Genomic DNA, 17,649 nt, shown 5'->3' with positions numbered 1-17,649 from the left:
TGCGATCCTTATTGCACTAGTGCATAATCCTGTTTGTGCTAGGAGAGTATCGGATCGAAGGCCGTCGCGCATCGGAGATCGCCGCCAGCGTGGAGCGGGGGGTGGGGACGGGCGCGCTGGAGCCGGGCGAGGCGCTGCCGCCGCTGCGGGAGCTCGCCGCCGACCTGGGCGTCAACCCGAACACCGTCGCCGCCGCCTACCGGACCCTGCGCGAGCGCGGGGTGATCGAGACCGACGGGCGGCGCGGCAGCCGGGTGCGGCCGCGACCCGCCACCACCGCGCGCGGGTCGCTGCGCGTCGAGGCACCGCCCGGTGTCCGGGACCTCAGCGGAGGCAATCCCGACCCCGCCCTGCTGCCCCCGCTCGGCCCGGCCCTCGCCGAGGCGGCCCGGCGGTACGCCGAACGGCCCGGCCTCTACGGGGAGGCGCCCGTCGACCCGGACTTCGCCCGGCTCGCCCGCGCGGCCTTCGACGCCGACGGCGTCCCCGCCGGGCCGGTCGGCGTGGCCTCCGGCTCCCTCGACGCCATCGAGCGGGTCCTCGCCGTCCACCTCCGGCCCGGCGACGCCGTCGCCGTCGAGGACCCCGGCTGGGGCAGCCTCCTCGACCTCGTCCCGGCCCTCGGGCTCCGCCCCGTCCCCGTCGCCGTCGACGACGACGGCCCGCTCGCCGCCGACGTCGAGCGGGCGATCGTGCGCGACGGGGTCCGCGCGCTGATCGTCACCGACCGCGCCCAGAACCCCACCGGCGCCTGCATCGGCGCCGCCCGCGCCGCCGCGCTGCGCCGCGTCCTCGCCGCGCACCCCGGGGTGCTGCTCATCGAGGACGACCACGGCCACGGCATCGTCAGCCGGCGGCTGCGCCCGCTCGCCGACGGAACCGGCCACTGGGCGCTGGTCCGCTCGGTCGCCAAGGCGTACGGGCCGGACCTGCGGATCGCCGCCTTCACCGGCGACCACGAGACCGTCGACCGCGTCCTCGGCCGGCAGCGCCTCGGCCCCGGCTGGGTCAGCCGGCTCCTCCAGCAGGCCGTCGTCCATCTGTGGAGCACCGGCGCGGTCGACCCGGAGGCGGTCGCCGACGCGTACGGGGTGCGGCGCGACGCCCTGGTCCGGGAGCTCGCCCGGCGCGGTGTCCAGGCGCACGGGCGGAGCGGCATGAACGTCTGGGTGCCGGTCGCGGACGAGACCGGCGCCGTCGCGCGGCTGCTCGGCGCGGGCTGGGCGGTCGCCCCGGGCGCCCGCTTCCGCCTCGCCGCCGGGCCCGCGATCCGCCTCACGGTCTCGCCGCTCGCCCCCGGCGACATCGAGCCTCTGGCCGACGCCGTCGCGGACGCCGCGGGCCCGGCCCCGGCCCGCAGCTACGGCTGAGGCCGGGGCCGGGCCCGGGCAGGGGAGAGCGGCCGGTCAGACGCGGGCCGCGGTTCTGGCCGGCGCCTCGGAGGGCGCGGCCGCCGGCGCCGTACGGGAGGCGGTCGAGGTCCGCGCCGAGGTGCGGGTCTGCGTGAGGGCCGCGCCGAGGAGGACCACGACGGCGCCCACCGGGGTGTTCCAGGCGAGCCGCTCGTCCAGGAAGGCCACGCCCGCCGCCGTCGCGATCACCGGGATGAAGTACGTGACCATCGAGGCGGTCGTCGGGCCGACCTCGGCGACCACGCCGTACTGGAGCAGCATCGCGTAGCCGGTGCCGAGAGCGCCGAGGGCGATCACCGAGAGCAGCGGCAGCAGTTCGACCGACTCCGGGAGGGTGGTGAAGAGCGGGGTGACGAAGGCCAGCTGGAGGGTGGCCAGCCCGACCTGGCCGGTCGCCAGGGAGAGGTGCGAGGCGCCGGTCCCGCTCAGGGTGCGGCGGACGTAGATCCAGCCGACGGCGTAGCTGAACGAGGCCAGCAGTGCCAGCGCCGTGCCCGTCACGTCCAGACCGGAGAAGCCCTGCCAGGCGCCGAGGACCGTCAGGACGCCGATGAAACCGATGCCGAGACCCGCCGCACGCACCCGGGTGGGCCGGTCCTCGGAGAGCGCCACGAGCGACAGGACCATGCCCCACAGCGGGGTCGTCGCGTTGCAGATCCCCGCCAGCGTCGACGGGATCGTCAGCTCCGCGTACGCGAAGAGCGAGAACGGCAGCGCGTTGAGCAGGAACGCCGCCACCGTGAGGTGCCCCCACGTCCTGGCCCCGCGCGGCAGCCGGTCGCGCTTCGCCACCAGCGCCACCGCCAGCACCGCCGTACCGAAGAGGAGCCGGCCGAAGGTCACCTGGAAGGGGGCGAAGCCCTCCGTGCCGACCTTGATGAACAGGAAGCTGAAGCCCCAGATGAGGGCCAGCACGCCGAAGCGGACCCGCCAGTCGAGGAGGTGCGCGCGGAGGGGGCGGCGCGTGGGGGAGGGGGACGGTGCGGGCGAGGGGGCGGAGGCGGCTGCGTGGCTCATGTACTCAGGGTGACGGCACCGACGTCGTAGAACAAGCGAGATTACGTCGACCCTTTCGCTTAGCATTGCTTACATGTTGAACCTGGAGCGCCTGCGCACCCTCGACGCCGTCGCCCGTCACGGCTCCGTCAGCGGCGCCGCCGACGGACTGCACGTGACGACCTCCGCCGTCTCCCAGCAGCTGTCCAAACTGGAGCGGGAGGTGGGACAGCGGCTCCTCGCCAAGAACGGGCGCGGGGTGCGGCTCACCGACGCGGGCATGCTGCTCGCCGAGCACGCGGCCCGGATCCTCTCCCACGTCCAGCTCGCCCAGGCCGACATCGAGGCCCAGCGCGGCCAGGTCGTCGGCGAGGTCCGGCTGGTCGGCTTCCCGACCGCCGCGCGCGGCCTCTTCCCCGCCGCCCTCGCCTCGCTGCGCGCCCGCCACCCCGATCTGCGGGTCCGCACCGCCGAGTTCGAGCCCGAGCAGGGGGTGCGGGCGGTGCTGCGCGGCGACGCCGACCTCGCCATCGTCCTGGACTGGAGCAACCGGCGGGCTCCGGTCCCCGGCGAGCTGGAGCGCGCCCATCTCCTCGACGACGCCGCCGACGTCGCCCTGCCGGCCGGGCACCGGCTCGCCGGGCGGGAGGCGGTGGACCTGGAGGACTTCGCCGACGAGGACTGGGTGTCCTGGCCGGAGGGCGAGTTCTGCCACGACTGGCTGATGTTCACCCTCCGCTCCCAGGGCATCGAGCCGCGGATCGCCCACTTCGCCGGCGAGCACCACACCCAGCTCGCGCTCGTCGCCGCCGGGCTCGGGGTGTGCGTCACGCCCCGGCTCGGCCGGCCGCACCCGGAGGGCGTGGTCTGCGTGCCCGTACGGCAGCAGATGCGCCGGCACATCTACGCCACCTGGCGCACCGACGCCGGCCGCCGGCCCTCCCTGCGCGCCGTCGTCGAGGCGCTGCGCGAGGCGGGGCGGCCGCACGCGGGGTGACCGGGCGGCCGGCACGGGGCGTGACCGGCGCGGCGCCCGGGCGGACCGGCGCGGCCCGCCCGCGGAGTGGCCGGGCCGGCTCCCGGGCGGATCGGGGCGGCCGGCACGGGGCGTGACCGGCGCGGCGCCCGGGCGGACCGGCGCGGCCCGCCCGCGGAGTGGCCGGGCCGGCTCCCGGGCGGATCGGCGTGGCCCGCACGCTGACTGACCGGGCCGGCTCACCCGCGGGGTGCCCGGGCCGGTTCACACGCGGGGTGCCCGGGCGGCCGCACGCGCAGGGGCCGGGCCGATCGCCGCTACGCCTCGCCGAGCTTGCGGAAGTCCCAGGTGGTGACGGTGTCCGGGGTCAGTCGGAGCCAGGCGTGCCGGCCGTCGTGCGGCATGGCGTCCAGGCCGAAGTTCTTCGCCGCGAAGAGCCGCTCCACCGCGTCGAGTCCGGGACACGGCTCGCCGGTGCGCGGCGCCTCGCCGACGAAGACGGCCGTCCCCGACAGCTCGGCCCCGCGCAGCTCCCCGTACTGCTCGCCGTCGTCCACCAGGACCGAGAGCCGGGGATCGGCGCGCAGTTGGGCCCAGCGGCGGCTGCGGGTCAGCGAGTAGAGCCAGAGCGAGGTGCCGTCCCACGCGAACCACAGCGCGCTGACGTGCGGACGTCCGTCGGCGGAGACGGTCGCCACCCGGCAGGTGCGCTGTTCGGTGAGGAAGGCGTCGAGCTCCTCCGGGGTCATCATGATCCGGCGTCCACGGCGCTGCGTGACGGTCATCGTCCGCACCCTTCTGGATTTCTGATGGGATGTCAGAAATCATGGGCGTGCGTCCGCGCCGGTGCAAGGGGCAGTGGTGGGACGCGGAGGCGAGGGGGAGCGATGGGGTGCAGGGAAGAACTCGGCGAGCGGCTCCGTCCGGACGGCGTCGTGCTGCTCACCGTCGAGTGCCAGGAGGGCGTCGTCGGCGCGCGGAGCGCCCTGCCCGAACTCGCGGCCGTCGCCCGGCGGTCGGGCGCCCTCGCCAATGTGGCACGGCTCGTCGACGCCGCCCACGGCGCCGGGGTCCAGGTCGTCCACGCCGTCGCCGAACGGCGCCCCGACGGACGCGGCTCCAGCAACAACGCGCGCCTGTTCCGGGCCGCCGCGCGCCTTCCCGTGCAACAGCACAGCGGCTCGACGGCGGTCCGTGTCGCCGAGCCGATCCAGGTGGCCGACGAGGACCTGGTGGTACGGCGCCTGCACGGCCTGTCCCCGCTGGCCGGAACGGGGGTGGACGCGCTGCTGCGCAACCTCGGCTGCCGGACGCTCGTGGTCACCGGGGTGTCCGCCAATGTGGCCGTGCCCAACGCCGTCTTCGACGCGGTGAACCTCGGCTACACGGTCGTCGTCGTCCAGGACGCCATCGCGGGGGTGCCGGCCGACTACACCCCCGCGATGATCCGCAACACCCTCGCCCTGGTCGCCACCATCGCGACCACCGACGACCTCCTCGCCGCCTGGAAGGCGCCCAGGCGCGCCTCCTCCGCCGGGAGTTCGGGCGGCTGACGCGCCCTCGCGCCGCGCCGGCGAGGCGGTGTCCGCCTCCTGCTCAGCCGAAGGAGATCTCCTCGCCCTTCACCTCGATCGGCTCCGGGGGCAGGGGTGCCGTCGCCGGGCCCGACGTCACGCTGCCGTCCGAGATGTCGAACCTGCTCTGGTGGCACGGGCAGATGATCACGCCGTCCTTCACCTCGCGCACGGCGCAGCCCGCGTGGGTGCACTTCGACGAGAACGCCTTGTACTCGCCGGCCTTCGGCTGGGTGATGACGACGCCCTTGTCCGCCAGGACCTTGCCGCCGCCCACCGGGATGTCGCCGGTCTTCGCGAGCGGGCCCTGCGGGGCGCCGTCCGCGCCACCCGTGCCCGTGCTCGTGCCCGTGCCGCCCTCGGCGTTCGAGCCGCCGCACGCGGCCAGCGCCGCCGAGGCGAGCCCCGCCCCACCGGCCGCCACCACGGTCCGCCGTGCCACTCCGCTCATGCCTGCCCCTCTCCCGCGCGGGCGCTGCGCGCCGCGTCCGTGCCGTCCTCGCGCCGGAGCGTCACCGGTGCGCGGCCGTGCGCGCCGGTGCGTTCCCGGAACGGCTTCCGGTTTCCTGGAGTGACGGTAGACGCAGTTCCTGTGGCGTACGACCTGTTCGCGGAGGTTTCCCCCGGTCCGGTTCGCGGACCCGGCGTCGGTCCCGCCCGGGAGGTGTACGCACCGTCCGAGGGGGCACTCGCCCCCTGGGTGCGCACCCCGCAAAGCCGCCGTCCGGTCTTCCCCCCTCCGGGCGGCGGTCCTCGCTGTGCGCGGCGCGGAGCCCGGCGGCCGGCGCCGGGCTCCGCGCTCCACCGGGGCGGTGGTCGGTGCCGGGGCTTCAGTCCTCGCCCCGGACGATGTGGCGTTCCTGGTCCCCTTCGTCGGGCTCTTCGAGCGCTGCCTCACCCGGCGTGACGACGACGGGGCGGCAGGTGCACAGCGTCCTGTCGTGCCAGAGGATCTCGTCGACGTTGCGCGTCTCGGTCCGCGTGTCCATCACGGCCATCTCCTCTTCCCGGGCCCGGCCTGCGGCCGGAGTGTCGCGCGGCGCCTACCCGGAGCGCCGGCGTCGAGTCGCGTTTGTGGGGTTTACCCCCACTTTCTTACGTTTCGATGAGAAAGATGTGTGTCCGGGGAGTGGCACGGCTCGGCGCGGGTAGCAGCCGGACCGATCCACCGGGTCTCCGACCCGCGGACCTTCCTTCTGGAGGGTTCCCGACCCCCTCTTCTCGTCCGCATGGAGGAGATGCCCCATGGCCATGTCCCCCGCGCCCCGCTGGGAACACGCCGTCGTCACCGGAGGATCCGGTTTCGTGGGATCCCACCTGTGCGCCGCGCTGCTCGCCGACGGTACGGACGTGACCTGCGTCGACGACTTCAGTACGGGTCGGCGCGCCAACGTCGCGGCCCTGCTCGGCCACCCGGGGTTCCGGCTCCTGGAGGCCGACGTCCGCCGGCCCTTCGAGGTGGACCGGCCCCCCGATCTGGTGCTGCACTTCGCCTCGCCGGCGTCCCCCGCCGACTATCTGCGCCTGCCCCTGCACACGCTGGAGACCGGCAGCCTCGGCACCCGCAACGCCCTCGCCCTCGCCCACGACCACGGCGCGCGCTTCGTGCTCGCCTCCACCTCCGAGGTCTACGGCGACCCCGAGGAACACCCGCAGAGCGAGCGGTACTGGGGCCGGGTGAACCCGGTCGGCCCGCGCAGCGTCTACGACGAGGCGAAACGCTTCGGCGAGGCGTTCACCACCGCCGCCGCCCGCGCCCGCGGGACGGACACCGTGATCGTGCGGCTCTTCAACACGTACGGGCCCCGGATGCGCGGGTACGACGGCCGCGCCGTGCCGACCTTCGTCCGGCAGGCGCTCGCCGGCGAGCCGCTGACGGTGACCGGCGACGGTCGGCAGACCCGGTCGCTGTGCTACGTGTCCGACACCGTGCGCGGCGTGCTCGCCGCCGCCGGGCACGGCATGCGCGGCCCCGTGAACATCGGCAACCCCGCCGAGATCACCATGCTGGAGCTGGCCCGCTGGATCGCGCGGCTCACCGGCTCGAACTCCCCGATCCGCTTCGTCGAGCGGCCCGTCGACGACCCCGCCGTGCGCTGCCCGGACATCACCCTGGCCCGCGACAAACTGCAGTGGCGACCGCTCGTCGACGCCGAGCACGGGCTGCGACGCACGATCGACTGGTTCCGGTCCCAGGAGGCGCAGCAGGCGCGGCGGGCACCGGGCGATGCCGGCGCGGCCGATCCCGCCGGCCACCGCGCGCATCCGTCCGGGCGCGTGGCCTGAGGCCGCCGCCCACCCGCCCCCGCCGCCGCGCCCACCGGAAGGCCCCCTCATGCGCGTCCTCGGCATCAACGCCCTCTTCCACGACCCCGCCGCCGCCCTGGTCGTCGACGGAACCACCGTCGCCGCGACCGAGGAAGAGCGCTTCTCGCGGCGGAAGCACGGCAAACGCCCCGTGCCCTTCTCCGCCTGGGAACTGCCCGAGCAGGCCGCCCGCTGGTGCCTGGACCGGGCCGGGCTGCGGCCCGCGGACCTCGACCTGGTCGCCTACTCGTACGACCCCGAACTCGCCGCCCCCGCCGAGGAGCTGGGCCTCGACGACCCCTGGGACGCGCTGCGCCAGGCGTACGCCCAGCACGCCGCCGGCTTCCTCACGACCGCGCTCCCCGGACTCGACCCCGAGACCGTGCGGTTCGTCGGCCACCACATGGCACACGCCGGCTCCGCCGCGTTCGCCGCCGAAGGCGCGGAGACCTCCTCCGTCCTCGTGCTCGACGGACGCGGCGAACGCGCCTCCCACCTGGCCGCCCGCCGCCTCGGCGACCGCCTCGAACCGCTCTGCGCCCAACTGCTCCCCGAATCACTGGGCCTGGTCTACGAGGAACTGACCGAGCACCTCGGATTCCTGCGCTCCTCCGACGAGTTCAAGGTGATGGCGCTCGCCTCGCACGGGACGCCGCGGATGGCCGCCGAGCTCCGCCGGTACGTCCACCCCACCGGCGACGGCGGGTTCCGGGCGCACGGCGTGCCCTGGGCGGAACTCTGCCCGCCCCGCGCCGCCGACGCGCCCTGGACCGCCGCGCACGCGGACCTCGCCGCCAGCGCCCAGACCGTCCTGGAGGAGACCCTCCTCGACCTCGTCCGCTGGCTGCACGGACGCACCCACGACGACCTGCTCACGCTGGCCGGCGGCGTCGCCCTCAACTGCGTGGCCAACTCGCGGATCGCCCGCGAAGGCCCCTTCTCGCGGGTCTGGGTGCAGCCCGCCGCCGGTGACGCCGGAACGGCCCTCGGCGCCGCCCTGCTGGCGTCGGCGGAGGCCGGCGAGCAGCCCGTGCCGATGCCCGGCGCCGCCCTCGGACGCGCGTGGTCGGACGCGGAGCTCGCCGGCCACCTCAAGACGGCCGCCGTCCCCTTCGAACGGCCCCCGGACATCGCGGCGGCCGTGGCCGGGACCCTGGCCGACAACGGGATCGTGGCCTGGTTCCAGGGCCGCTCCGAGTACGGCCCCCGCGCCCTCGGGCACCGCTCGCTGCTCGCCCACCCGGGCCACGCGGGCAATCTGGAGCGCCTCAACGACATCAAGGGCCGCGAGCAGTTCCGGCCCGTCGCCCCGATGGTCCTCACCGAACGCTCCGGCGACATCTTCGACGGGCCCCTGCCCAGCCCGTACATGCTCTTCGTGCACGACGTCGCCCCCGCGTGGCGCGACCGCATCCCGGCCGTCGTCCACGTCGACGGCACCGCGCGGATCCAGACCGTCGACCGGCGCCACGAGCCGCTCGTGGCGCGGATGCTGGAGGAGTTCGAACGGCGGACGGGCCTGCCCGTCGTCGTCAACACCAGCCTCAACACGGCCGGCCGGCCCATGGTCGACACTCCCAGGGACGCCCTGGAGTGCTTCGGCTCGACCCCCGTCGACCTGCTCGCCATCGGCCCCTTCGCCGTCCGCAGGAGCGAGATGTTCCACGCCGCCGCGGACGGCGTGAACGGCGTCGCGAGCGTCTACGCCGTCGAGGAGGACACCGGCGGCGCGGCGGGGAAGGCCGACGGCGAGGGGTGCGTCCGATGAACCCGCGGCCCGCCCCCGGAGACCGGCCCCGCCCGGCCCCGCCCCGGTACGCGGTCGTCGTGCCGACCGTCGGACGGCCGAGCCTGCGGACCTGCCTCACCGCCCTCGCCCGGGCCACCGAGGCCGCGCCGCCGGCCCGGGTGGTCGTCGTGCACGACCGGCCCGGCCACGACGGCACCGTGCCCGACCTCCCCGTGCCCGACGCCCTGCGCGCACTCACCACCGTCGTCGCGGGCCCGGGCCGGGGGCCCGCCGCCGCCCGCAACACCGGCGCCCGGCTGGCCGGCGACGCGCCGTGGATCGTCTTCCTCGACGACGACGTCGTCCCGTCCCCGGACTGGGGCGACGGACTCGCCCGGGACCTGGCGGAACGCCCCGGCGACGTCGCCGCGGTCGCCGCCCGGATCGACGTACCCCTGCCGGAGGGACGCCCCCCGACGGACGCCGAACGGAACACCGCCGCGCTCGCCACCGCCCGCTGGATCACCGCCGACATGGCGGTGCGGCGGGCCGCCCTGGACCGGGTGGGCGGCTTCGACGAACGCTTCCGCCGCGCCTTCCGGGAGGACGCGGACCTCGCCCTGCGGCTCCTCGACGACGGCTGGCGCCTCGCCCAGGGCACCCGCCGCACCGCGCACCCGCCCCGGCAGGGCGGCCGCTGGCTGCCGGTCCGCCAGCAGGCGGGCAACGGCGACGACGTCCTCATGCGCCGCCTGCACGGCCCCGGCTGGCGCGCCCGCGCCGACGCCCCGGGCGGACGCCTGCCGCGCCACCGGGCGATCACCGCCGCGGGCCTCGCCGCGCTCGGCTGCGCCCTGACCGGACACCGCCGCGCCGCCGCCGTGTGCGGCGCGCTGTGGGGCGCCGGCACGGCCGAGTTCACCCTCGCCCGGGTGCTGCCGGGCCCGCGCACCCGCACGGAGGTCCTGGACATGATCCTCACCAGCGTCGCGATCCCGCCCGCCGCCACCTGGCACTGGCTGCGCGGCCTCGTCGTCCACCGGGGCGCGCTCCCCCGCACCCCGGCGGCGGACCCGGCCGGCCCGCCGACGACCACCCCCACCCGCCCCGGCACCCGGCGGGAGGTGACGACATGAACGCCGGACCCTCCGCCCGCCCCTGGCTGTTCACCGGACGCCCCGGCGCCGTCGGCCGCTCCGTCTGGCGGGCGTCCCACGACGACAGCCCCGACGCCGTGCTCTTCGACCGCGACGGCACCCTCGTCGTCGACGTCCCCTACAACGGGGACCCGAGCCGGGTGCTGCCCCGGCCCGGAGCCGCGGCAGCGCTCGCCCGGCTGCGGGCCCTCGGGATCGCGGTCGGCGTGGTGAGCAACCAGTCCGGCGTCGCCCGCGGGCTCCTGACCCGCGGCCAGATCCAGGCGGTGCACCACCGGATCGACCTGCTCCTCGGCCCGTTCGCCGTCTGGGCCGTGTGCCCGCACGGCCCCGACGACGGCTGCGGCTGCCGCAAACCCGCGCCCGGCCTCGTCCTCGCCGCCTGCGCCCGGCTCGGCGCCCGCCCGTCCCGCACCGTCGTCATCGGGGACATCGGCAGCGACATGGCGGCCGCCCGCGCGGCCGGCGCGCGCGGCGTGCTGGTCCCGACCCCCGCCACCCTCCCGGCCGAGGTCGCCGACGCCCCGCGCACGGCCGCCGACCTCCCCACCGCCGTCGCCCTCGCGCTCGAACCGTCGTTCCGCACCCCCGTCGCCGCGGGCCGCAGCGGAGGCGACGCGCCGTGACGGCCGGCCCGCGCACCCTCGTCGTGCGCCTCGACAGCCTCGGCGACGTGCTGCTCGCCGGACCCGCCGTGCGGGCCGTGGCCGCGGGCTCGTCGCGGACCACGATGCTGTGCGGACCCCGGGGCGCGGCGGCCGCCCGGCTGCTGCCCGGCGTGGACGAGGTGCTGGAGTACGAGGCGCCGTGGGTCGGCTTCGACGCCCCGCCCGTGTCGCCCGCCGACTGCGACCGGCTCGTCCGCACCCTGGCCGACCGCCGGTTCGACCGCGCGCTGATCCTCGTCTCGTACCACCAGAGCCCCCTCCCCGTCGCCCTGCTGCTCCGGCTGGCCGGAGTGGACTGGATCGGCGCCGACAGCGAGGACTACCCCGGCACCCTGCTCGACCTGCGCCACCGCCGCGCCCCCGGCCGGCACGAGGCGGAGGCGGCGCTCGACCTGGCCCGGGCGGCCGGCTGCGCGCTGCCGCCCGGCGACGACGGCGGCCTCCGCGTCGTCGTCCCGCCGCGGCCCGGGGCGAACGGCACCCCGCCGCCGGCCGACGCCCTCGCCGGGCCCGCCCCGTACGTCGTGCTCCACCCCGCGGCGGCCGTGCCCGCCCGCGCCTGGAGCCCCGCCCGGGCGGCCCGCGCGGTCGAGGCCCTGCACGCGGCGGGGCACCGGGTGGTGGTCACCGGCTCCGCCGCCGAGCAGGCCACCACCGCGCTCGTCGCCGGGCGGTACGGGATCGACCTCGGCGGCGTGACCACCGGCCTGGACGACCTCTCGGGCGTCCTCGCCCGCGCCTCCGCCGTCGTCACCGGCAACACCGGCCCCGCCCACCTGGCGGCCGCCGTGCGGACGCCCGTCGTCTGCCTGTTCGCGCCGGTCGTCCCGGCCGAGCGCTGGCGGCCGTACGGCGTCCCGCACGTGCTGCTCGGCGACCAGCGCGCGCCCTGCGCGCTGACCCGGGCCCGGACCTGCCCCGTACCCGGGCACCCGTGCCTCGACGCGGTGGACGACGACGAGGTGGTCGCCGCGGTGGCGTCGCTCCTGGACCACCGCGCCGGCCCGCCCGCGACGAAGAGAGGAGCGATGAGCGCATGAACATCCTGCTGTGGCACGTCCACGGATCGTGGACCACGGCCTTCGTGCAGGGGCCGCACACCTACCTGGTGCCGGTCACCCCCGACCGCGGTCCCGACGGCCGGGGCCGGGCCCGGACGTTCTCCTGGCCCGCCGCCGTACGCGAACTCCCCCCGGACGAGCTGCGCGACGCCCCGGTCGACCTGGTCGTGCTGCAACGCCCCCACGAGGAGGAGCTGGCCACCCGGTGGCTGGGCGGCAGGCGCCCCGGCCGGGACCTGCCCGCCGTGTACGTGGAGCACAACACCCCCCGCGGCGAGGTGCCCGTGACACGCCACCCGACGGCCGACCGGGACGACCTCACCCTCGTCCACGTCACCCACTTCAACCGGCTGATGTGGGACGCCGGAAGCACCCGGGCCGTCGTCGTCGAACACGGCGTCGTCGACCCCGGGCACCGCTACACCGGCAGCCTCCCGCGCGCCGCCGTCGTCGTCAACGAGCCGCTGCGACGCGGCCGTTTCGTCGGCACCGACCTGCTCCCCGCGCTCGCCCGCGAGGCACCGCTCGACGTCTTCGGCATGCGCACCGACGGGCTCGCCGCCCGCCTCGGCCTCACCGAGGACCGCTGCCGCACGCGGGAACTCCCGCAGGCGGAGCTGCACACCGCCCTGGCACGGCGCCGGCTGTACCTGCACCCCGTGCGCTGGACCTCGCTCGGTCTCTCCCTGATCGAGGCGATGCTCCTCGGCATGCCCGTGGTCGTCCTCGCGACGACCGAGGCGGTCGAGGCGGTCCCCGCCGGCGCCGGCACCCTGTCCACCCGCCCGGAGGTACTCGCCCGGGCGGCCCGCCGCTACCTCGCCGAACCCGCCGCGGCCGCCGCCGACGGCGCCCGGGCCCGGCAGGCGGCACTCGAACACTACGGCCTCAAGCGCTTCCTGGCCGACTGGGAGCGCGTCATCGCGGAGGCACGCTCATGACGTCCCTGCCCCGAACCCCGCAGCCCGCCGCCCCCACGCGCGCGGCGCCCCCGGACCCGGTCCCCGTGCCCCCGACGGCACCGGGCCCGGCCAGGGCGCGCGCCGCCGCGCCGGCCGAACCGCTCGCGGTCGCGCTCGTGTCCGAGCACGCCAGCCCGCTCGCCGTCCTCGGCGGGGTCGACTCCGGCGGACAGAACGTCCACGTCGCCCAGCTCGCCGGCGCGCTCGCCGACCGCGGGCACCGGGTGACCGTCTACACCCGCCGCGACGACCCCGCCCTGGACACGGCCGTACCGCTCCGCCCCGGAGTGCTCGTCCACCACGTGCCCGCCGGCCCGCCCGAAGCCGTACCCAAGGACCACCTCCTGCCCCACATGCCGCTGTTCGCGCGCTACCTCGCCGAGCAGTGGCACGAGGAGGCGCCCGACGTGGTCCACGCGCACTTCTGGATGTCGGGACTCGCCAGCCTCTGGGCGACCGAGCGCAGCGGCATCCCCTTCCTGCACACGTATCACGCCCTCGGCACCGTCAAGCGCCGTCACCAGGGCGACGCCGACACCAGCCCGCCCGACCGGATCTCCTGGGAACGGCGGGTGGGACTGGGCTGCGACCGGATCGTCGCCACCTGCCGGGACGAGGTCGAGGAACTCGCCGCCATGGGCATCGCCCGCTCCAAGACCGACATCGTGCCGTGCGGCGTCGACCCGGCCGTCTTCCGGCCCGACGGCCCGGCCGCCCCCCGCGGCCCCTACCGCCACCGGCTGCTCCACCTGGGCCGGCTCGTCCCCCGCAAGGGCGCCGCCGTCTCCGTCGCCGCCCTCGCACACCTCCCGGACACCGAACTGGTCGTCGCGGGCGGCCCGCCGCCCGACGCGCTCGACGCCGACCCCGAGGTGCGGCGCCTGCGCGCCCTCGCCGCCGACGCCGGCGTCGCCGACCGGGTGCGGTTCGCCGGGGCCGTGCCACGCCCCGCCGTGCCCGCGCTGATGCGGAGCGCCGACGTGGTCCTCTGCCCCGCCGACTACGAGCCGTTCGGCATCGTGCCGCTGGAGGCCATGGCCTGCGGCCGGCCCCTCGTCGCCAGCGCGGTCGGCGGCCAGCTCGACTCGGTCGTCCACGGGGAGACCGGGCTGCACGTGCCGCCCGGCGAGCCCCCGGCGCTCGCCGCGGCCGTACGGCTGCTGCTCGCCGACCCGGCGCTGCGGACCCGGTACGGCGCGGCGGGACGGCGGCGGGTCCTCGACCGCTTCTCCTGGGCCCGCGTCGGGGCCGCCACGGAGGACTCCTACCGGGCCGCCCTGGACGCGGCGCACCTGCCCGTGGCCGGAGCCGCCTGACCGTCCCGTCCCCACCGGGGAGAACCGAGGAAGGAGGTGCGGCCCGGCCCGCACGGGTCACGGCCGGCCCCTCATGAACGACACCCGCACCCACCTGGAGGCACAGCGGCACTGCCGCTCCCTGTGCCGCGCGGTCGAGCGCCTGGAGGGCGCCGAACTGGAACGCCTCGGGCGCTGGGGCGGCCGGCTCGCGGAGGTGCTGACGGCCGGCGGCCGGCTGCTCGCCGCCGGCAACGGCGGCAGCGCCGCCCAGGCCCAGCACCTGACCGCCGAGCTGGTCGGCCGCTACCGCGAGGAGCGGCCCGCCTACTCGGCCCTGTCCCTGCACGCCGAGACGTCCAGCGTGACCGCCATCGGCAACGACTACGGCTTCGACGAGGTCTTCGCCCGCCAGGTGGCCGCGCACGGCCGGCCCGGCGACGTACTGATGCTGCTCTCGACCTCCGGCCGCAGCCCCAACCTGCTCTCCGCCGCGACGACCGGCCGGGCCCGGGGCCTGCGCGTCTGGGCCCTGACCGGCCCGCTGCCGAACCCGCTGGCGGAGGCCGCCCACGACGCCGTGTGCGTCGACGGCGCGACGACGGCCACCGTGCAGGAGACCCATCTCGTCGCCGTGCACCTCCTCTGCGCCTTCTTCGACGCGTCGGTCGCGGACGCGCGGCGTTCCGGCCGGCCCACGGCCGTCCGGAACGGCGTGCCGCGCGACGGGGTGCCGTCCGCGGCCACGGGAGGAGCACCGTGAACCGCGGACCGATCGTCGTCGTGGGCGACCTGCTGCTCGACGAGGACATCGAGGGCACGGCGGACCGCCTGGCACCGGACGCCCCCGCGCCCGTGGTCGACGTGACGTGCGTACGCCGCCGGGCCGGCGGGGCGGGGCTCGCCGCGCGCCTCGTGGCCGAGCTTGCCGCGCGCCCCGGTGACGAGGTCGTCCTCGTGGCGGCGCTCGGCACCGACGCCGACGGCGCGGCGGCGCGGCGGGCACTGGGGGACCGGGTCCGCGTCGTGCCGCTGCCCCTGCACGGCACCCTGCCGGTCAAGACCCGGGTGCTCGCGGGCGGCCGGCCGCTGGTCCGCCTCGACCGCGGCGGCGGCCGGCCGGGAGCAGCCACCGCCGCCGCCGAGGCCGTCCTCCGGTCCGCCCGCGCCGTCCTCGTCTCCGACTACGGCCGGGGCACTGCCGACGCCCTCCGCCCGGTCCTCGCCGCCGTCGCCCGCCGGGTCCCCGTCGTCTGGGACCCCCACCCCCGCGGCGGCCCCCCGGTCCCGGGCACCCGCCTGGCCACCCCCAACGCCGGGGAGGCGGCCGCCTTCACCGCCCCGCCGCACCCCGCGTCCGTCCTCTCCGCCGGGCCGGGCTCCGCGCCCGGTCACGGGCCCGGCTCCCCGCCCGTCTCCGGGCAGGGCTCGCCGCCCGCGACGCCGCTGCGCGCCCACGCCGACCGGGGAACCGCGCTGGCCGAGCGGTGGGGGGCGGCACAGGTGGTCGTGACGCTCGGCGCCGAGGGTGCGCTGCTGACCCGGGCCGGGTCCGGTGCGCCGCTGCTCGTGCCCGCGCCCCGGGTGACCGGAGGCGACCCGTGCGGCGCGGGCGACTGCTTCGCCGCGGCGGTCACCGTGGCCCTGGGGGAGGGGGCGCTGCCCGAGGAGGCGGTGGAGCGGGCGGTCGCGGAGGCCGCCGCGTTCGTCGCGGCCGGCGGGGCGTCGGCCGTGGGCGAGCCGGCGGACGACGACGCGAGCCCGCGGGCCCCGGCCGCCCCGCGCGGCTCGGGCGGCCCCGCGCCCGGTGACGCGCTCTCCGGTGACGCTTCGTCCGGTGACGCTTCGTCCGGTGACGCCTCGTCCGGTGACGCCTTCGCGCTGGCCCGGAGGACCCGGGCCCGTGGCGGGACCGTCGTCGCCACCGGCGGCTGCTTCGACCTGCTGCACGCGGGCCACGTCGGCCTCCTGGAGCGGGCCGGCCGGATCGGCGACTGCCTGATCGTCTGCGTCAACTCCGACGCGTCCGTCGCGCGCCTCAAGGGACCGGGGCGCCCGCTGACCCCGCTGGCGGACCGGATGCGCGTCCTGGACGCCCTCGGCAGCGTCGACGCCGTGGTCGCGTTCGACGAGGACACCCCGGAGCGGCTCCTCGACCGGCTGCGGCCCGACGTGTGGGTCAAGGGCGGCGACTACACCGCCGACGGCCTCCCGGAGACCGCGGCGCTGCGGCGCTGGGGCGGTCAGACGGTCGTCCTGCCGTACCTCGACGGCCGCTCCACCTCCTCCCTCGCCCACCGCGCGGCACGGGCCGCCGCGGCCGGCTCCCCGGACCGATGACGGCGGCCCCGGGCGCCGGGCTCCCCGGACGACACGACGGCGGATCCGCCGGACGGCTCCCGCCACGGGCCGCCACCGGCTTCTCCCGCCCGAGCGCGTTCGGCGCCGGCCGGCCGGCGGTGCTGGTGCTGCGGGCGCTGGGGCTGGGGGACCTGCTGACCGCCGTACCGGCCCTGCGGGCCCTGCGGCGCGGGCTGCCGGACCACGAGATCCTGCTCGCCGGTCCCGCCGGACTCGCCCCCGTCGTCCGGCGCATGGACTGCGTCGACCGGCTCCTGCCGGTCACGGCCCGGGAGCGCGAGGTGCCCGCCGCCCTGCCGCGCGCCGCCGCGCGCCCCGCCCTGGCGGTGAACCTGCACGGCCGCGGCCCGGCCAGCCACCGGCTCCTGGTCCGCCAGGCCCCCGAGGCGCTGTGGGCCTTCCGCCATCCGGCGGTGCCCGGGGTCCGCGGGCCGGCCTGGGTGCCGTACGAGCACGAACGCCTGCGGTGGTGCCGTCTGCTGGGCTGGTACGGGCTCGCCGCCGACCCGGACGATCTGCGGATCGCGCCGCCCGCCGCCAGCGCGGCGACGCCCCGCGGGGACGCCAGGCCGGTCGTCCTGCACCCGGGCGCGCGGGCCCCCGCCCGGCGCTGGCCGGTGGAGCGTTTCGCCGCGGTGGCCCGACGGGTCCGCCTCGCGGGCCGACCGGTGGTGGTGACGGCGGGGCCCGGCGAGGCACCCCTGGCCCGCGCGGTCGCCGAACGGGCCGGTCTCGCGCCCTCGGCGGTCGCGGGCGGCGACCACGGCCTGGCCTTCGACGACCTGTGCGCCCTGGTCTCCGGGGCCCGCTGCGTCGTCGTCGGGGACACCGGGCTCGCGCACCTCGCGACGGCCCTGGGCACCCGGTCCGTGGTGCTGTACGGACCGGTGTCACCGGCGCTCTGGGGGCCGCCCGCCGACGGCGGCCGGCACATCGCGCTCTGGCATCCCGCCGACGGCCCCGCTGGCCCCGACGGCTCCGACGGGCCCGATGGCTCCGACGGCCCCGACGGCTCGGTCGAGCGTGCGGGTCGGCCCGGTGACCCGCACGCGGTCCGGCCCGACCCGCGGCTGCTGCGGATCACCGTCGACGAGGTGCTCACCGCCGTCCTCGGACCCGCCCGCGTCCCCGGGGCGGGGGGCGGACCGTGA

17 protein-coding genes are annotated in these 17,649 nt (G+C 77.4%); 13 read left to right on the top strand and 4 right to left on the bottom strand.

The window, feature by feature from the left end; all coding sequences use genetic code 11:
• Positions 1–35: 35 nt before the first annotated feature.
• Positions 36–1,370, top strand: a complete 1,335-nt coding sequence (locus tag ABFY03_RS06780) for an aminotransferase class I/II-fold pyridoxal phosphate-dependent enzyme (RefSeq protein WP_346169476.1) — start codon at positions 36–38, stop codon at positions 1,368–1,370.
• 36 nt (positions 1,371–1,406) lie between these two features.
• On the opposite strand, the gene ABFY03_RS06775 is transcribed toward ABFY03_RS06780, so the two are convergent.
• Positions 1,407–2,429 (bottom strand): DMT family transporter, encoded by a 1,023-nt coding sequence (locus tag ABFY03_RS06775; RefSeq protein ID WP_319007793.1) that lies wholly within the window; start codon positions 2,427–2,429, stop codon positions 1,407–1,409.
• Positions 2,430–2,502: 73 nt separating this feature from the next.
• Between ABFY03_RS06775 and ABFY03_RS06770 the strand changes: the two genes are divergently transcribed.
• Positions 2,503–3,405, top strand: a complete 903-nt coding sequence (locus ABFY03_RS06770; RefSeq protein ID WP_319007794.1) for a LysR family transcriptional regulator — start codon at positions 2,503–2,505, stop codon at positions 3,403–3,405.
• Between the two features lie 296 nt (positions 3,406–3,701).
• Here the strand turns inward: ABFY03_RS06770 and ABFY03_RS06765 are convergent, their stop codons facing one another.
• Entirely contained in the window at positions 3,702–4,169 is a 468-nt protein-coding gene (locus ABFY03_RS06765; RefSeq protein WP_319007795.1) for a pyridoxamine 5'-phosphate oxidase family protein, read from the bottom strand.
• Positions 4,170–4,271: 102 nt separating this feature from the next.
• On the opposite strand from ABFY03_RS06765, the gene ABFY03_RS06760 reads away from it, so the two are divergent.
• Positions 4,272–4,937, top strand: a complete 666-nt coding sequence (locus ABFY03_RS06760) for a cysteine hydrolase family protein (protein WP_346169475.1) — start codon at positions 4,272–4,274, stop codon at positions 4,935–4,937.
• Positions 4,938–4,980: 43 nt separating this feature from the next.
• Here the strand turns inward: ABFY03_RS06760 and ABFY03_RS06755 are convergent, their stop codons facing one another.
• Together ABFY03_RS06755 and ABFY03_RS06750 are read right to left on the bottom strand one after the other, a co-directional pair.
• Positions 4,981–5,409, bottom strand: a complete 429-nt coding sequence (locus tag ABFY03_RS06755; protein WP_346169474.1) for a Rieske (2Fe-2S) protein — start codon at positions 5,407–5,409, stop codon at positions 4,981–4,983.
• Positions 5,410–5,788: 379 nt separating this feature from the next.
• The gene (locus ABFY03_RS06750) at positions 5,789–5,947 is read right to left on the bottom strand and encodes a hypothetical protein (RefSeq protein WP_346169473.1); all 159 of its coding nucleotides are present in this window, start codon (positions 5,945–5,947) and stop codon (positions 5,789–5,791) included.
• Positions 5,948–6,203: 256 nt separating this feature from the next.
• On the opposite strand from ABFY03_RS06750, the gene ABFY03_RS06745 reads away from it, so the two are divergent.
• From ABFY03_RS06745 to ABFY03_RS06700, 10 genes are all read left to right on the top strand, one after another.
• Positions 6,204–7,244 (top strand): NAD-dependent epimerase/dehydratase family protein, encoded by a 1,041-nt coding sequence (locus ABFY03_RS06745; protein WP_346169472.1) that lies wholly within the window; start codon positions 6,204–6,206, stop codon positions 7,242–7,244.
• Positions 7,245–7,293: 49 nt separating this feature from the next.
• Positions 7,294–9,033: a carbamoyltransferase family protein gene (locus ABFY03_RS06740; protein WP_346169471.1), complete on the top strand. Its 1,740-nt coding sequence runs from the start codon at positions 7,294–7,296 to the stop codon at positions 9,031–9,033.
• Positions 9,030–10,130, top strand: coding sequence for a glycosyltransferase family 2 protein (locus ABFY03_RS06735; RefSeq protein ID WP_346169470.1), 1,101 nt, complete (start codon positions 9,030–9,032; stop codon positions 10,128–10,130). The genes ABFY03_RS06740 and ABFY03_RS06735 overlap by 4 nt, the downstream gene beginning before the upstream one ends.
• Complete coding sequence (locus ABFY03_RS06730) at positions 10,127–10,777, top strand: HAD-IIIA family hydrolase (RefSeq protein ID WP_346169469.1); 651 nt, start codon at positions 10,127–10,129, stop codon at positions 10,775–10,777. Before ABFY03_RS06735 ends, ABFY03_RS06730 begins: the two co-directional genes overlap by 4 nt.
• Positions 10,774–11,859: a glycosyltransferase family 9 protein gene (locus ABFY03_RS06725; RefSeq protein WP_346169468.1), complete on the top strand. Its 1,086-nt coding sequence runs from the start codon at positions 10,774–10,776 to the stop codon at positions 11,857–11,859. Before ABFY03_RS06730 ends, ABFY03_RS06725 begins: the two co-directional genes overlap by 4 nt.
• Positions 11,856–12,821 (top strand): glycosyltransferase, encoded by a 966-nt coding sequence (locus ABFY03_RS06720; protein ID WP_346169467.1) that lies wholly within the window; start codon positions 11,856–11,858, stop codon positions 12,819–12,821. The genes ABFY03_RS06725 and ABFY03_RS06720 overlap by 4 nt, the downstream gene beginning before the upstream one ends.
• Positions 12,818–14,158: a glycosyltransferase gene (locus ABFY03_RS06715; RefSeq protein ID WP_346169466.1), complete on the top strand. Its 1,341-nt coding sequence runs from the start codon at positions 12,818–12,820 to the stop codon at positions 14,156–14,158. The genes ABFY03_RS06720 and ABFY03_RS06715 overlap by 4 nt, the downstream gene beginning before the upstream one ends.
• A 73-nt stretch (positions 14,159–14,231) precedes the next feature.
• Positions 14,232–14,900, top strand: a complete 669-nt coding sequence (locus ABFY03_RS06710) for a D-sedoheptulose-7-phosphate isomerase (RefSeq protein ID WP_346169465.1) — start codon at positions 14,232–14,234, stop codon at positions 14,898–14,900.
• Positions 14,897–16,477 (top strand): D-glycero-beta-D-manno-heptose 1-phosphate adenylyltransferase, encoded by a 1,581-nt coding sequence (gene rfaE2 / locus ABFY03_RS06705; RefSeq protein WP_346169464.1) that lies wholly within the window; start codon positions 14,897–14,899, stop codon positions 16,475–16,477. Before ABFY03_RS06710 ends, rfaE2 begins: the two co-directional genes overlap by 4 nt.
• On the top strand, positions 16,474–17,649 hold the full coding sequence (locus tag ABFY03_RS06700; RefSeq protein ID WP_346169463.1) for a glycosyltransferase family 9 protein: 1,176 nt from the start codon (positions 16,474–16,476) through the stop codon (positions 17,647–17,649). Before rfaE2 ends, ABFY03_RS06700 begins: the two co-directional genes overlap by 4 nt.

It is taken from the genome of Streptomyces roseofulvus (genome assembly GCF_039534915.1).
Lineage (GTDB): Bacteria > Actinomycetota > Actinomycetes > Streptomycetales > Streptomycetaceae > Streptomyces > Streptomyces roseofulvus.
Note: the sequence above shows the minus strand (reverse complement) of the source record. Positions and strands in the feature narration are given on the sequence as shown.